Genomic DNA, 15203 nt, shown 5'->3' with positions numbered 1-15203 from the left:
TGTGACGCTGCCCCTCGTCGTACCGGCGGGTCAAGGGGGCGTCGTGGTCGGATCCTTACGTACCGTGGTGGCGGCAGCGGCTGCTCTGATGATGGTCGCGGCCGGCGCCGGACGGGCGGAGGCGGCACCTCACGCTGGCGCAGTCGCGCCATCCGCTGGCTCCGCCGCCGTCCGGCAGGTCGACCGGATCACGCTCGTCACCGGCGACGTGGTGCGGCTGTCCACACTGGCCGACGGCCGGCAGGCGGTCACTGTGGACAGTGGCGCCGCCTTCGAGCTGTCCGAGCGTGGCGGCGACGTCTACGCGATACCCACCGAGGCCGTGCCGCTGGTGCGGTCGGGCCGGGTGGACAGCGCGCTGTTCAACCTCACCGACCTGGTGGCGGGCGGCTACCACGATGCCGCCCGCGACACGATCCCGCTGCTGGTGTCCGGCGACCGGGCCGCACCGCTGGCCGCCACCGCCGGCGCGACGAAGCGCCGCGACCTGCGCAGCATCGGCGCGGTCGCGGTCACCGAGGACAAGGCGCGGGCGGCCGCGCTGTGGTCCTCCCTCGTGGACGGTCCGGCCACGCTCGCGTCCGGCGTACGCCGGGTGTGGCTGGACCGCAAGCTGCGCGCCACGCTCGCCGACAGCGTGCCGCGGATCGGCGCGCCGGCGGCCTGGCGGGCCGGTTACGACGGCAAGGGTGTCAAGGTGGCCGTGCTCGACAGCGGCTACGACGCTACCCACCCCGCGCTGAAGAACCGGGTCGTGGCCGAGGCGAACTTCACCGACGAGGCGGACACCGTGGACCGGACCGGCCACGGCACGCACCTCGCGGCGACGATCGCCGGCAGGGGCAAGGGTGGCGCCGGCCTGCCCGGCACCGGCGTGGCGCCCAAGGCCGACCTGCTGGTCGGCAAGGTGCTCAACTCGTCCGGCTCCGGCGACCTGTCCTGGGTGATCGCCGGCATGGAGTGGGCGGTCGGTCAAGGCGCCCGGATCGTCAACCTGAGCATGGGCGCCGAGGCGTTCGAGGGACCGGACGCGGCCAGCGAGGCGGTCGACGCGCTGAGCGCCAGCTCCGGGGCGCTGTTCGTGGTCGCCGCCGGCAACAGCGGACCCAGCGCGCAGACGGTCACCACGCCCGGCACGGCCAGCTCCGCGCTGACCGTCGGCGCGGTGTCCAAATCGGACGCGCTGGCCACCTTCTCCGGGCGCGGCCCTCGCCTCGGCGACGGTGCTGTCAAGCCGGAGGTCACCGCGCCGGGCGTGGCCATCGTCGCCGCCCGCGCGGCCGGCACCACGCTCGGCGAACCGATCGACAAGGCGTACACGTCGATGTCCGGCACCTCGATGGCGGCGCCGCACGTGGCCGGCGCGGCCGCGCTGCTCGCCCAGCGGCACCCGGACTGGAAGGCGCCGCAGCTCAAGGCCGCGCTGGTGGCGAGCGCCGAGCCGGTCAAGGGCGCCGAGGTGTGGGAGCAAGGTGCCGGCCGGGTGGACGTCGCCGCCGCGATCGACCGGGACGTGCGGGTCGAGCCGGCGGCGATCGAGCTGGGCAAGGTGCCGGCCGGCGAACCCGCGCCGCGCGCCACGGTCACCTACCACAACGACGGCGCCAGGGCGGTCACGCTGAACCTGGCCTTCGGCAAGACACAGGCGGTGCGGATCACGCCGGCGCGGCTGACCGTACCCGCGCACGGTTCCGCCACCGCGACGGTCCACATCGACCGGTCGGCGGCGCCGGACGGCATGTACAACGGTGTGCTCACCGCGCGCGGCGGCGGCGAGGAGCTGCGCACCCCGCTGGGCGCCAACCTCGTGCCGCCCACGCACACGCTGACCGTGCGCGGCATCGCCCACGACGGCGGGGCACCGGGCCTCCTGAGCAACGTGCGGCTGTGGAACCTGGACACCGGCGAGGTCGGCTACCTGCACTTCACCGGCGACGGGGACACCGTCTCCGGTGAGGTGCCCGCCGGCCGGTACGCACTCAACGGCCGCATCTACGGGGTGGACGAGGAGGGCAACACCGACGAGGTGACCGCCGTCAGCGAGCCCGAGCTTGTGCTCAGCGGCGACCGGAGGCTCACCTACGACGGCCGCAAGGCCGCCAAGCTGACCGTGGACACCCCGCGGCCCGCCACGCTGAACGGGTTCGGCCTTGTCTGGCAACGCGGCGCAGGCCCGCGGTCCGATGTGGACGGCAGCACGTTCGGGGCGGCGGCGTCCCGCAACGTGTACGCGCTGCCGTCCACCGCGCCGAAGACCGGCACGTTCCAGCTGGTGACCCGCTGGGACCTCGCCGCGCCGCCGCTGACCGCCGCGGTGACCGGCGCCGGCGGCTTCCCGCTGACCGAACCGCGACCGGTGGAAGGCGCGCCGGCGCTGGACGGCCGCCGCACACTGCCCCTCGTGGACGGCGGCGACGGCACGCCGGACGACCTGTCCGGCTCCCGCGGCGCGGCGGTGCTGATCCGCTGGACCGGCGTCGACGCCGTGGGGGAGCAGCTGTCGGCGGCGGGCGAGGCCGGCGCCGCCGTGGTCCTCCTCACCGCCGACCGGGACGACTTCCCGGCGTACGGCGGGGGCAGCGCGGTGCCGGCGTACAAGCTGGCCCGCCAGGACGGGATCCGGCTGCGCGAGCGGCTGGCATCCGGTGCCGTCACACTCGACCTGACCGGCCTGGCGGAAAGCCCCTACCGCTACGACCTGCTGCTCACCGAGCGCGACCGGGTGCCGGCCGACCTGCACTACGCCGCCGCCGAGCTGCAACTGGCCACTGTGGACACCGAGTATCGCGGGCACCTGCCGCAGCTGCGCGCCCGCGACAGCCGCCTCGGATTCGTCGACGGCATCGACGTCGGGCTCGGCCTCAGCCGCGCCATCAGCCGGCCGGGCGTGCGCACCGACTACGTCAGCACCCGGGACAGCGTGGCCTGGCGGCACCAGGTGACCCAGGAGACCACGTTCGGCCTCGGCGGCAGCCTCGGCACGATGAACGACCTGGGCCGCGTCTACCGGGCCGGCGAGCGGAGCCGCGAGACATGGTTCGGCCCGATCGTCCGCCCCGCGATGCCCGACACCACGGCGGACTACGCCTACGGGGCGCCGGCCAACCGCTGGCACGACGTCATCCGCGTCGCCATGCCCCAGTACGCCGACGGAGCGGTCAGTCAGTACGGCTGGCTGGACTACCGCTCGGACGCCGGCAAGCTCACCCTCACCCGGGGCGGCAAGGTGCTCGGCGAGACCACCCGGCCCTACTACTGGTTCACCGTGCCGTCCGGCGACGGCCGGTACAAGCTGACGCTGGACGTCGCGCGCGACCGCTTCACCGAGGGCCGCGAGTGGTGGACCACGTCGACCGCCACGTCGACCACCTGGACGTTCGACTCCAGCCAGCCCAAGGGCGACAAGGTCAGCGTGCTGCCACTGCTCCAGGTCGGCTACGACATCGACGCCGCCCTGGACAACACGGTGCCCGCCGGCCGCCCGTACCCGCTGAGGCTGAACCTCGGCTACCAGCCGGGCTACCAGCGGGCCGGGAAGATCGTGGTGGTCGTGCGGGTGTCCTATGACGACGGAGCACACTGGCGCACCGCGCCGACGACCGGCGGACGCCAGGTTACGGCGACGATCCCGGCGGCGCCGGCGGGGGCGCGGTTCGCCACCGTGCGGGTCACCGCGACCGATACCGCCGGCAACCGCATCGACCAGACGATCACCCGCGCCTGGAAGGTGAGCTAGGCGACCAAATTCCAGGACTTTTTCGAGCTACCGCGATGTCCGTTGCGGTCCGGACCGCTGCTCCCGCGGCCTCAACCGTCCGCCGTTGGTCGCGGTCGTTCCTGTGCGCAACCGGCGGGAGGAAACGGGGCGGGTAATGGAGCTGGGTCAGGCGGCGGTCGACGTCTGTCCACGATGTCTATTCCCGGATCGACGGTCCGGGAAAGCGACAGAGGTTTCGTCGCTGCGAGTAACCGTCGCGGCGGTGTGAGGTAGAGGCGGCGAACCCGCCTTCGAAGGGCCCTCACCCGACCGCTTCTACCTCGTAAAGCGTCGCTTGGGCGGGGGCCAGCAGCGGCGCGGGTAGGCCGGCCTCGGCCAGCACACGGCCGGGCAGGCGGACCGCGCCGGCGCGGATCCAGGCGGGCGCCACCTGGTGCGTGGTGCGGACCGGCGGGCCCAGCGGCAGCGGGCGCACGGTGTACAGCCGATCCGGGTCGAGTCCGTGCAGCCGGATCGGTGCGGGTGGTGCCGACTCGGCCGGGCGTAGGGCGACGTACGCGTAGAGGGCGGTGCCGCGGTCGGCGCTGACCACGCCGTGCACGAAGCGGTCCGGGTCGTCGCCGCCGGTGCGGACGACCGTGCCGGTGTGCAGCAGCGGCCGCAGCGCCTTGTACCGGGCGACCCAGCCGGCGACGGCCGCGCGTTCGTCGGGTGTGGCGGCGGTGAGGTCCCACTCGATGCCGGCGTTGCCGAACAGTGCGGTGGCGAGCCGGAAGCTGAGGTCCGAGGTGCGGCCGGTGACGTGTGCGGTCGCGGCGCCCAGGTGCCCGCCGAGGTACTCCGGGGGCACGAGCAGGCTGGTCCAGCGCTGGATGCGTTGGCGTTCCAGCGGGTCGTTGTTGTCCGATGTCCACACGCGGTCGACGAGGTCGAGCATGCCGAGGTCGATGCGGGCGCCGCCGGCGGCGCAGCCCTCGATCTCCAGGGTGGGAAACGCCGCCCGCACGGCCGCGAGCAGGCGGTACGCGGCCGTGGTCTGCCGGTGCGCGGCGCCCTCCCGCAGCAGGTCGCGGTTGTGGTCCCACTTGAGATAGCTGATCGGGTACTCAGTCAGCAGCGCGGTGAGCCGCTCCAGAACGTAGTCGTAGGCGGCCGGGTTGGCGAGGTCGAGGACCCGCTGGAACCGCCAGGTCGGCGCGTGTGCCGGGCCGAGCACCCACTCCGGGTGCGCGCGGGCGAGCTCGGAGTCCGGGCTGACCATCTCCGGCTCCACCCACAGCCCGAAGTCCATGCCCCGGCTGTGCACGCGTTCGATCAGCGGGTGCAGCGCGGCGGGCCACCGTTCCTTGTCGACGTGCCAGTCGCCGAGCGCCCGGCGCTCGTCGCGGCGTCCGGCGAACCAGCCGTCGTCCAGTACGAAGCGCTCGACGCCGGCCTCGGCCGCGAGGTCGACGAGGCGGTCGAGGCGGTCGGGGTCGTGGTCGAAGTAGACCGCCTCCCATGTGTTGAGCACGACCGGACGCGGCCCGCGCGGTCCCGAGCGGGCCCGGATCCACGCGTGCAGGCGGGCCGACAGGCAGTCGAGGCCGGCGTCGGACCAGGCGGCGACGGCCCACGGGGTGGCGTACCGTTCCCCGGGCGCGAGCCTTACCTCACCGGGCGCGAGCAGCTCACCGCAGGCGATGGCCGCCTGGCCCGCGGAGTGGCGCTCGGCCCAGACGCGCTTGTCGCCGCTCCAGGCGAGGTGTACGGCCCAGACCCGTCCGGACCGGAACCCGAAGCCGGGCTCGCCGGCGACCATCAGGTACGCGTCGTCGTGGCCGGGGCGGCCGTGGCGGGTCTCCCGGCTCCACACCCCGTCGCCGAGGCTGGTCCGCTGTGGCCGGCGTTCCTGCGCCCACACCCCGCTGAAGTCGAGGATCTCCCGAGCCTCCCGCGGTACCGGGAGCAGCACGTCGAGGGACGCGAGCTGGAACGTGTCCGGCCCGCGGTTGTGCAGCTCGTGCCGGATCGCCAGCACGCCCTCGGGTGACAGTCCTATGTCGGTGGTGAGGTGCAGGCGGCCGTCCGGAGTGGACAGTTCGACGACCGCGGCGCCGGCGGCGGCCTGGTGCACCCGCTCCAGGCGCAGGTCGATCACCGGGTCCGCGCCGGCGAGCGAGCATCCGGAGATCGCCGGGCGGCCGCTCCAGCCCTCCGCGGGCGTGGGCAGCAGCGTCAGCCGGAACGGCGTGTCGATGGCGCTCGACGGGACGGCGGGGATGGACGCGTCGGCGAATGCCGCCAGCGCGGTCTCGTCCAGGTCACCGAGGTCGGCGCCCCAGTGGATGACGGCGGGCGTGGTGGCGCCGCGGGCGTCCAGCACCAGGCTGGCACCCGCGGCGCGCAGGTAGACGAGCAATCGGCTAGCCCTTGACCGGGATGGCTTGTGACTTCATGGCTTCGATGGTGGAGGTCTGCGCGGCCTTCAGCGCGTCGGTGAGGGTGCTCTGTCCGGACGCCGCGGCCTTGAAACCGTCGGCCGCGTCGGCGTAGGTCTTGGTCATGATCGGACCCCAGACGAAGTCGGGGGACACCTGGGTGGAGGCCTCGGCGAAGACCTCGTAGATCTTCTGACCGCCGTAGAAGTCGACGCCGCTGCTCAGGGCGGGCAGCGTGGCGCCGGCCTTGGTCGCCGGGTAGAGGTTGGCCTTCTGGTTGAGCAGGGTCAGCGCCTCGTCCGAGGTGTTCAGCCAGAGCGCGAACTGCGCCGCCTCGTACGGGTGCTTGGAGGTCTTGAAGACGGCCGTGGAGGAGCCGCCCCAGTTTCCGGCGGCCTTGTCGCCGGCGTTCCACTGCGGCATCGGTGCCACCGCCCACTTGCCCTTGGTGGCCGGTGCGCCGGTGGCGATGGAGTTCGCGCCCCACACCGCGGACACCCAGGTCCAGGCCTTGCCGGTGTTGTAGGCGTTGTCCCACTCGGTGGTCCACGGCGGGACGGTCGAGACGAGCTTGCGGCTCAGCAGGTCCTGCCAGTAGGTGGCGACCTCGGTGGTCTTCGCGTCCGCGAAGTCGACGGTCCACTGTGCGCCGTCGTTGCCGAACCAGCGGCCGCCGGCCTGCCAGGCCAGTCCAGCGAACTGGTTGACGTCGCTCTGCGAGAAGTTGGTGATGTAGCCGCCGGCGGCCTTGACCTTCTCCGCCGCCGCGGCGTACTCGGCCCAGGTGGTCGGCACGGCGATGCCGTTCGCCTCGAACAGGTCGGCGCGGTAGAACATGGCCATCGGGCCGGCGTCCTGCGGGACCGCGTAGACCGAGTCCTGCTCGCCGAAGGTGACCTGGCCCCACGTCCAGTCGACGAACTTGTCCTTGGCGCCGGTGACGATGTCACAGGAGGCGAGGTTGGTCAGTCCATCTTGGACGCGGAAGCTCGGCAGCGTGTCGTACTCGATCTGGCCGAGGTCGGGGGCGTTGCCGGCCTTGAGCTGGTTGAAGAAGTTCTGGTAGGTGCCGCCGTTGCCGTTCGGCCCGGTCTGCACCTTGACCTGGATGTTGGGGTTCTTGTCGTTCCACACCTTGGCCACCTCTTCGATCCCGGGGATCCAGGACGTGAAGGTCAGGTTGACGGTGCCGCTGGACGGCGCGCAGGCGTTCGGGGCGGCGGCGCCGGTGGAAGACGAGTCGTCCGAGCCACATGCCGCGAGAACGAGTGCGGATGCCAGCAGGACGCTGGCCGGTTTCAAAATAGCCTTCATCGTGGGTTCCTTTCGTAGGGCGGCTATTTCACGGCCCCCGTGCCGAGTCCGTTGCGCCAGAAGCGCTGGAGCAGAAGGAATGCGGCGACCAGCGGAGCGATCGACAGCAGCGAGCCGACGAGCACGAGCCCGCGCAGCTCCGGCAGTTGGTTGACCTGCGTGTTCCAGGTGTAGAGGCCGAGCGTCACCGGAAACAGCCGCTCGTCGCCGAGCATGATCAGCGGGAGCAGGAAGCTGTTCCAGACGGCGACGAAGTGAAACAGGAAGATCGTCACGAGGCCCGGAAACATCAGCCGGGTCGCCACGGTGAAGAACGTGCGTACCTCGCCGGCCCCGTCGATGCGCGCCGCCTCCAGCAGCTCGTCCGGCACGCTGGCCCGGGCGTAGATCTGTGCGAGGTACACCCCGAACGGGTTGACCAGGCTGGGCAGGAACACGGACCAGAACGTGTTGGTGGCGCCGACGTAGCTGAAGATGAGGAACAGCGGCAGGGCCAGCGCCGTGGCGGGCACGAGCACGCCCCCGAGCACCACGTTGAAAAGCGCCTCCCGGCCGGGGAACCGGTACTTCGACAGCGCGTAGCCGCACATGGCGGCGAGCAGCGTGCCGAAGAGGGCCGCGCCACCGGTGTAGGCGATGCTGTTGCCGACCCAGCGCAGAAACACGCCGTCCCGGTAGGTCAGCAGCTCGCGGACATTGTGGACGAACGAGAAGTCGGCGAACCACAAGGGGTTCGTGCCGGTGAACTGGTCGCGGTTCTTGGTGGAGGCGACGACCAGCCACCAAACCGGCAGCAGGATGTAGAGCGCGCACACGCCCATGACCATCATGGCCGCGGACCGGCTGAGGAGGCTTTCGCGAGGTCTCACCGCCACCCCTTCCGCTGAGTGATCTTGAGGAATCCGAACGACAGGGCGAAGGTCGCCAGCGCGAGCACCACCGAGAAGGCCGCCGCCAGGTTGAAGTTCGGGATCGAGGAGGTGGAGTACACCGTCATGTTGGGCGTGTACGTGCTCGATACGGCCGAGCTGAAGCTGCGGAACACCTGCGGCTCGGCCAGCAGCTGGAACGTGCCGATGATGGAGAACACCGTCGTCAGCACTAGCGCCGGCGCCACGAGGGGGATCTTGATCGACCAGGCGACCCGGATCGGTCCGGCGCCGTCGAGGCGGGCCGCCTCGTAGATCTCGGTCGGGATCGCCAGCAGGTACGAGTAGATGATGATCATGTTGTAACCGACGTAGACCCAGGTCACGACGTTCGCGATCGCCCATAGCACGAAGTTGGCCGAGAGCAGGTCGAGGCGCGAGGTGATCGCGGTGAACGGGGACAGGTTCGGCGAGTAGAGGAAGCCCCACATGATCGCCGCGACCACGCCCGGCACCGCGTACGGCAGGAAGAAGGCCAGCCGGAAGAAGCGCCCGGCCTTGACCAGCCCGGAGTCCAGCAGCAGCGCGAGCAGCAGGGCGATCCCCAGCATCACCGGCACCTGCACGACACCGAACAGCAGCACCCGGCCGACCGAGGACCAGAACGGTCCGGCCGAGAAGACCTGGCTGTACTGGGTCAGCCCGCCGAACACCTCCCGCGCCGGGCCGAACGTGCCCACCCGTTCCACTTTGTACAGTGACTGGACCACGGCGTAGCCGACGGGCACGACGAAGAACAGTGCGAACAACACTCCGAAAGGCAGGACGAAGAAGGCGATCGCGCCCTTGTGCGGGACGCGGCGGCGCCCGGATATGACGGTCATCTGGACTCCTCGCGAATCACCCGGACCTCACCGGCGGGGATCCGCATCAGGCCGTTCACGGCGTCGCCGGTCACCAGCTCGAGGCCGGTGGCCGCGTACTCGGCGTCGCGGGTGCCGTGGTTGACGACGAACAGGTAGCTGCGGCCTGGCGCCGAGCGGCGCACCACCTCCACCGAGCCGTCGCCTTCCGGGCCGAGCGGCCGTACGCCGGCCGTCCGGACCGCCTCGCGGACCACGTCGCGCAGGGCGTCGGGCCGCAGTTCGGTCGCGACGTACCACGCGGTGCCCGCGCCGTACGCGTTTCGGGTGACGGCCGCGACGCCAGGCAGCGGGCCGCCGACGTACCGGGCGACGGGTCGCGCGGTCGTGGTCCGCAGGCGCTCGGTCCACAGCCGGGCCCGGCCGCCGGTGTCCAGCGACACCTCGTGGCCGGGCAGCAGCGGCACGAACTCCTCGACCGAGACGCCCAGCATCTCGCAGAAGGCCCCCGGGTATCCGCCGAGGCGGATGCGGTCGTCCTGGTCGACGATGCCGCTGTAGAACGTGACGAGCACGTGCCCGCCGGCCGCCACATAGGCCTGGATCGCCGCCGCCTCCTGGTCCGAGACAAGGTGGAGGCACGGGACGACCACCAGGCGATACCGGTCCAGCGCCGCGGAAGGGGCCACCACGTCGGTGGTCGCGCCCAGCTCGCGCACCGCGTTGTACGCCCGGTGCACCTGGTCCAGGTAGCGCAGGTCCTGCGACGGGCGGCTTTCCCCGTCGCACGCCCACCAGGCCTGCCAGCTGAAGAGCAGGGCCACGTCGGTGTCCACAGTGGTCCCGGCGACCTCGTCCAGCCGGTCGAGCGTCGCCGACAGTCGCAGCACCTCGCGCCACGCCTCGGTGTCCGTGCCCGCGTGCGGGATCAGCGCCGAGTGGAACTTCTCCGCGCCCTGCGTCGACGCGCGCCACTGGAAGAAGCACACGGCGTCGGCGCCCCGCGCGACGTGCGTCAGGGAGTTGCGGATCGCCTCACCCGGTGCCTTGGTCAGGTTGTGCGGCTGCCAGGTGACCGCGCCGACCGCCGACTCCATGAGCATCCACGGCTGGCCGCCGGCCAGGCCGCGGGTGAGGTCGGCGGCGAACGCGAGCTCCGCCGTGGGGTCGCCGAGCCGGTGGTCGAGGTAGTGGTCGTTGGCCACGACGTCCATCTCGGGCGCCCAGGTCCAGTAGTCGAGGTTGCGGATGTGGGCCGTGACCATGAAGTTCGTGGTGATCGGCACGGCGGAGTGCCGGCGCAGCACCTCGACCTCGTCGCGGTAGTAGTCGAGCAGCTCGTCCGAGCTGAACCGGTGGAAGTCGAGCACCTGACCCGGGTTTCGGGCGGACAGCGCCTGGCCGGGCGGCCGCACCTCGGACCAGTCCCCGTACCGCTGGCTCCAGAACGACGTCCCCCACCCGTCGTTGAGGGCGTCGACGCTCCCGTAGCGCTTGCGCAGCCAGCGCCGGAACGCCTCGGCGGTGTCCTCGTCGTAGCAGTGCGCGTTGTGGCAGCCCAGTTCGTTGGAGACGTGCCAGAGGGCCAGCGCCGGGTGCTCGCCGTAGCGCCGGGCGACCCGCTCCACGAGCGCCAGCGCCCGCCGCCGGAAGACCGGCGAACTGGGACACCAGGCCTGGCGGCCGCCGGGGTAAAGCGTGGTGCCGTCCGCCGCGACCGGCAGGATCTCCGGATGCCGGGTCGCCAGCCACGGCGGCGGTGACGCGGTCCCGGTGCCAAGGTTGATCTTGATGTCGTGCTCGTGCAGCAGTCGCACGATCGCGTCGAGCCCGGTGAAGTCGTACTCGTCCGGCCGGGGCTCCAGGTACGCCCAGCCGAAGATGTTGATGGCGACGATGTCGATGCCGGCCTGCCGCATCAGCCGGACGTCCTCCCGCCAGACGTCCGGTGACCACTGCTCCGGGTTGTAGTCACAACCGAGGCCGATGCCGGCAGTAATCATCGGCTCCCCTCCGAGGTCAGGCCGTGTGTGCACGTGCACATGTGTGAACGTGCACACACTAGGCACAGCGACTCGCCCCGGTCAAGCCCTGGCGCTAGAGTGACTGCGTGCAGCGGCGGCAGGGGGCGTCGAAGCGGGCGACCGTGCACGACGTCGCGGCCGTCGCGGGCGTCTCACGGGGCACCGTCAGCCGAGTCCTCAATGGTGGATACGTCTCGGCGGAGGCCCGGGCGGCGATCGAGGCCGCCATCGCCCAGGTCGGCTACGCGCCCAACACCGCCGCGCGAAACCTCGTCACCCAGCGCTCCCAGGCGATCGGCTTCCTCGTCCTCGAGCCACACAGCCTGCTGCTCGAAGACCCCAACATCGGCGCCATCATGCTCGGCGTCAACGCCGTGCTGTCCGACGCCGACTACCAGATGGTCAACCTCGTCATCGACTCCGCCCGCGACATCGAGCGGATCACCAAGTACCTCAGCGGCGGCTTCGTCGACGGCGCGGTCATCGTCTCGGCCCGCGCCAACGACCCGATCACCCGCCTGGTCGCCGACCTCGCGCTGCCGGCCGCGTTCGTCGGCCACCCACCCGACCTGCGGCAGGGCATCCCGTTCGTCGGCGTCGACAACCTCGGCTCCGCGCGGGCGATCACCGAGCGGCTGGCCGCCACCGGCCGCGAGCGGATCGGCATGATCGCCGCCGCGCTCGACCGCGACTCCGGCGCCGACCGGCTCGCCGGTTTCCGCCAGGCGCTCGGGCCCCGGTTCGACCCCCGGCTGGTCGCCGAGGTCGACTTCTACAACTACACGGCGGGCATGGACGGCATGCGCGAGCTGCTGTGCCGCGAGCCTCGCATCGACGGCGTCTTCGCCGCGTCCGACTCGGTCGCCGCCGGCGCCATCCAGGTGCTGCGCGAGGCCGGCCGCACCGTCCCCGGCGACGTGGGCATCGTCGGCTTCGACGACAGCCCCTGGGCCCAGCGCACCGACCCCGCACTGTCCACTGTGCACCAGCCGGCGAAGGAGATCGGCGCGCACGCCGCCGACCTGGTGCTGCGACAGCTCATGGGCGAGACACCCCCTACCGGCGGCACCCTGATGCCCACCCCCATCGTCTGGCGGGGCAGCGCGTAGACCCGCGGTCACCCGGGCGCGCCGATTGGCCCGGGAGCCGTCTGATCCTTGTCGGCGGGCGATCACCAGGATCTCGCCCACCCTCGTCGCCGATCGCAGCACTTTGGACACCGGACCCGAGCCCGCATCACCGGCACCCCGGACCGCCTCCGGCGATCGCGACGAACAGTCGCCACACGCTCTGACCAGCACCGAAATGCCGGTCCTAGAGATCCTTTGGGATCAGGGGTCTCGCTCTCGGTGAGTTTCCGCAGACAGATTTACCCATGTCACTCCACCAGACCTTGGTACGGATTGGCCCCTGTGGGGGCGCGTGCGTACCAAGATCTGTTCGCGTTGCGCGACCAGCGGCGGACGGGTGAGGCCGCGGGAGCAGCGGTCTGGACCACGGCGGACGTCGCGGTAGCTCAGATCTGTCTTTCGAATCTAGGTTTGTGGCCGCACACCCGGACGCCGCCTCCGCCCCCGTCCCGGTCGGGTTGGGGCGTGAAGCCCAAGTGAAGCCGCCGGCCCTTAGCATCGATCCTCACGGATACACGGGGGAGGGTGTCGGTGCGCGTCGGTCGAGGCGTGGTCGCGGCGGCGGTGTCGCTCGCGTTGGCGTTGGGCGGTGGTGGAGCCGCGTGGGCGGAGCCGGGTCAGGGCGCGTCGGCGGCCGCGGCGTTGCCGGATGGTTGGGAGGTGCGCCGCGGCGGATCGGGGTTCGAGCTTGTCTGGCACGCGCCGGCGCCGGTGCCGGTCGGCGGCGCGATGGTCGAGTTCCACGCCGGTGACCGGCTGTTGGGTTGGCCGGTCGCCGCGGCCGACCAGCGGACGTTCCGGCTCGCGGTCGACGGTGTGGCCCTGCGGAGGCTGACCGACCCGCGGGTGTTGGCGGGTGGTCGGCGACTTGACGTTCCCGCCGGCGCGGTCGACCGCCGCCAGGGCGTGGCGAAGCTGGCCCAGCTGCCGCCCAACGCCGTCGATCCGGGTGTGCCCGGCCCGTTCTCGACGATTTCCGGCGAGTACACGCTGCCCGACGTGTCCCTCCCCGGCTTCGCGGCGCCCGTGGAGATGCGCGGGTTCGTGGTGGCGCCGCAGGCCACGTCGGGCCAGCGCCCGCTGGTGTTGTTCCTGCACGGCCGGCACGCCACGTGCTACCAGGGCACCGCGCAGCCGACCCTGGCGTGGCCGTGCCCGGCCGGCTGGACGCCGGTGCCCAGCCACCTCGGATACCAGCGGGCACAGCAGTTGCTGGCATCGCAGGGCTACGTGACCGTGTCGATCGCGGCGAACGGCGTCAACGCCCAGGACGGTGGCCTCGTGCCGCCGGCGGACGGCGGTGCGCAGGCGCGGTCGTCGCTGGTCCGGATCCATCTTGCGCGCTGGGCGGACTGGGCCGGCAGCGGGCGGCCGGGCGCGCCCGCCGTCGTGCGGTCGGCGCCGGTGACCGACATGACGCGGGTGCTGCTGGTCGGCCACTCGCGTGGCGGGGAAGGGGTGGGCAGGGCGGCGGTCGACAGCCTCACGCCACCACCCGCGGGCCGCGACGGGTACACCGGCGCGGTGCGCTGGCAGATCCGTGGGTTGGCGCTGATCGCACCCACGCTCCTGCCGCAGAACCCGGCGCCGGACGTGCCGTCGATGACCATCCTGTCCAGCTGCGACGGCGACGTCTCCGACCTGCAAGGCCAGCAGTACGTGGACGCGACCCGCGGGGTCGGCCGTGGTCTCGCCCTGCACGGCGCGGCGTACGTCGTCGGCGCCAACCACAACTACTACAACACCGAGTGGACTCCGGGCCTGTCCGCGGCACCGTCGTTCGACGACTTCGCCAGCCCGCACGACCCGATATGCAGGTCGGCCTCGCCACAGCGGCTCACCCCCGAACAGCAGCAGAAGGTGGGCGCCACCTATACCGCCGCCGCGGCGGCCGCGTTCGTGGCCGGCGACGACCAGGTCCGTCCGTTGCTGGACGGTTCCGGGGTACGGGCACCGTCGGTCGACCCGGCGGTCGTGCTGAGCCACGCGGTGGGCGGCAACCGGGCGCCGCTGGTGGTCCCGGACTCGTCCACTGTGGTCAGTGGCACCGGTGGTGTGCTGTGCCAGCAGGTCACCGCGACCACCACGCCGACCTCCTGCGACAGCACCAACCCGCACTTCGACCCGTTCGAGCCGATCCGCCCGGAGGCCGGCCGGTACGCGGTGCGGGTCCGGTGGACGGCGCTGGGCACGCCGGTCACGATCCAGCCGCCGGCGGCGGTTTCGCTCACGAACGCCCAGGCGGTGGCGCTGCGGGTGGTGGTGCCGATCGGCTCGCCGGGCACGCGATTCGACGTCGCCATCGCCGACTCCGCCGGCCGGCGGGCTGTCCTGGGCACGTCCACTCTCGACCCGATGCTCTCGCACACGTGGGGGCAGGAGGTGCGGATGCCGCTGACCAACGCCGTCACGGCCGGGCTCGACCTCGGCCGGGTCACGCGGCTGGAGATCGTGCCGCGGGCCGGTGAGTCCTGGGCACAGGTCTGGCTGCTCGACGCCTGGGGCTGGCGCCCCGGCCTGCCGGCACCGCAGCCGGTCGGGCTGCCGCGGGCGGACCTGGGGGAGCTGACCGTGCCGGAAGGCGACTCCGGCACAGTCACCCACCACGTGCCCGCCCAGATCTCCGGCAGCGGCAACGGCCGGGTACGGGTCTTCGTCGTGGACCCGGCGACCGGCGGCGTCACCGCTACCGTCGTGACCGTCCCTCCCGGCAGCACCACGATCCCGATCCCGATCCAGGTGACCGGCGACACCCAGCCTGGCGACGGCCGCACCTACGTCGTCGCCGCCAAGGCGGTCAGCGGAGCCTCGGTCGGCGACGCGTACGGCCTGTTGACCGTGCAGGACGACGACGGGTAGCGGGGC

8 protein-coding genes are annotated in these 15203 nt (G+C 72.1%); 3 read left to right on the top strand and 5 right to left on the bottom strand.

Annotated features, from left to right (window positions below; genetic code table 11):
• Positions 1–67 precede the first annotated feature (67 nt).
• Positions 68–3736: a S8 family serine peptidase gene (locus tag ACTMTJ_RS15455; protein WP_441217087.1), complete on the top strand. Its 3669-nt coding sequence runs from the start codon at positions 68–70 to the stop codon at positions 3734–3736.
• Between the two features lie 283 nt (positions 3737–4019).
• On the opposite strand, the gene ACTMTJ_RS15450 is transcribed toward ACTMTJ_RS15455, so the two are convergent.
• Genes ACTMTJ_RS15450 through ACTMTJ_RS15430 form a run of 5 tightly spaced genes read right to left on the bottom strand, consistent with a single transcriptional unit; the run spans position 4020 to position 11187 of the window.
• On the bottom strand, positions 4020–6119 hold the full coding sequence (locus ACTMTJ_RS15450; RefSeq protein WP_441217086.1) for an alpha-galactosidase: 2100 nt from the start codon (positions 6117–6119) through the stop codon (positions 4020–4022).
• A gap of 4 nt (positions 6120–6123) precedes the next feature.
• Complete coding sequence (locus tag ACTMTJ_RS15445) at positions 6124–7452, bottom strand: ABC transporter substrate-binding protein (protein ID WP_441217085.1); 1329 nt, start codon at positions 7450–7452, stop codon at positions 6124–6126.
• 23 nt (positions 7453–7475) lie between these two features.
• Positions 7476–8321, bottom strand: a complete 846-nt coding sequence (locus tag ACTMTJ_RS15440; RefSeq protein ID WP_441217084.1) for a carbohydrate ABC transporter permease — start codon at positions 8319–8321, stop codon at positions 7476–7478.
• Positions 8318–9205, bottom strand: a complete 888-nt coding sequence (locus ACTMTJ_RS15435) for a carbohydrate ABC transporter permease (protein WP_441217083.1) — start codon at positions 9203–9205, stop codon at positions 8318–8320. The genes ACTMTJ_RS15440 and ACTMTJ_RS15435 overlap by 4 nt, the downstream gene beginning before the upstream one ends.
• The gene (locus ACTMTJ_RS15430; RefSeq protein ID WP_441217082.1) at positions 9202–11187 is read right to left on the bottom strand and encodes a beta-galactosidase; all 1986 of its coding nucleotides are present in this window, start codon (positions 11185–11187) and stop codon (positions 9202–9204) included. The genes ACTMTJ_RS15435 and ACTMTJ_RS15430 overlap by 4 nt, the downstream gene beginning before the upstream one ends.
• A gap of 107 nt (positions 11188–11294) precedes the next feature.
• Between ACTMTJ_RS15430 and ACTMTJ_RS15425 the strand changes: the two genes are divergently transcribed.
• Together ACTMTJ_RS15425 and ACTMTJ_RS15420 are read left to right on the top strand one after the other, a co-directional pair.
• Entirely contained in the window at positions 11295–12317 is a 1023-nt protein-coding gene (locus ACTMTJ_RS15425; protein ID WP_441217081.1) for a LacI family DNA-binding transcriptional regulator, read from the top strand.
• Positions 12318–12869: 552 nt separating this feature from the next.
• A complete protein-coding gene (locus tag ACTMTJ_RS15420) occupies positions 12870–15197 on the top strand; it encodes an alpha/beta hydrolase family protein (RefSeq protein WP_441217080.1) in 2328 nt (775 codons plus the stop codon).
• The last annotated feature ends 6 nt before the right edge of the window (positions 15198–15203 follow it).

Source organism: Phytohabitans sp. LJ34 (genome assembly GCF_052068095.1).
GTDB lineage: Bacteria > Actinomycetota > Actinomycetes > Mycobacteriales > Micromonosporaceae > Phytohabitans.
This window is presented reverse-complemented; position numbering and strand designations above follow the sequence as displayed.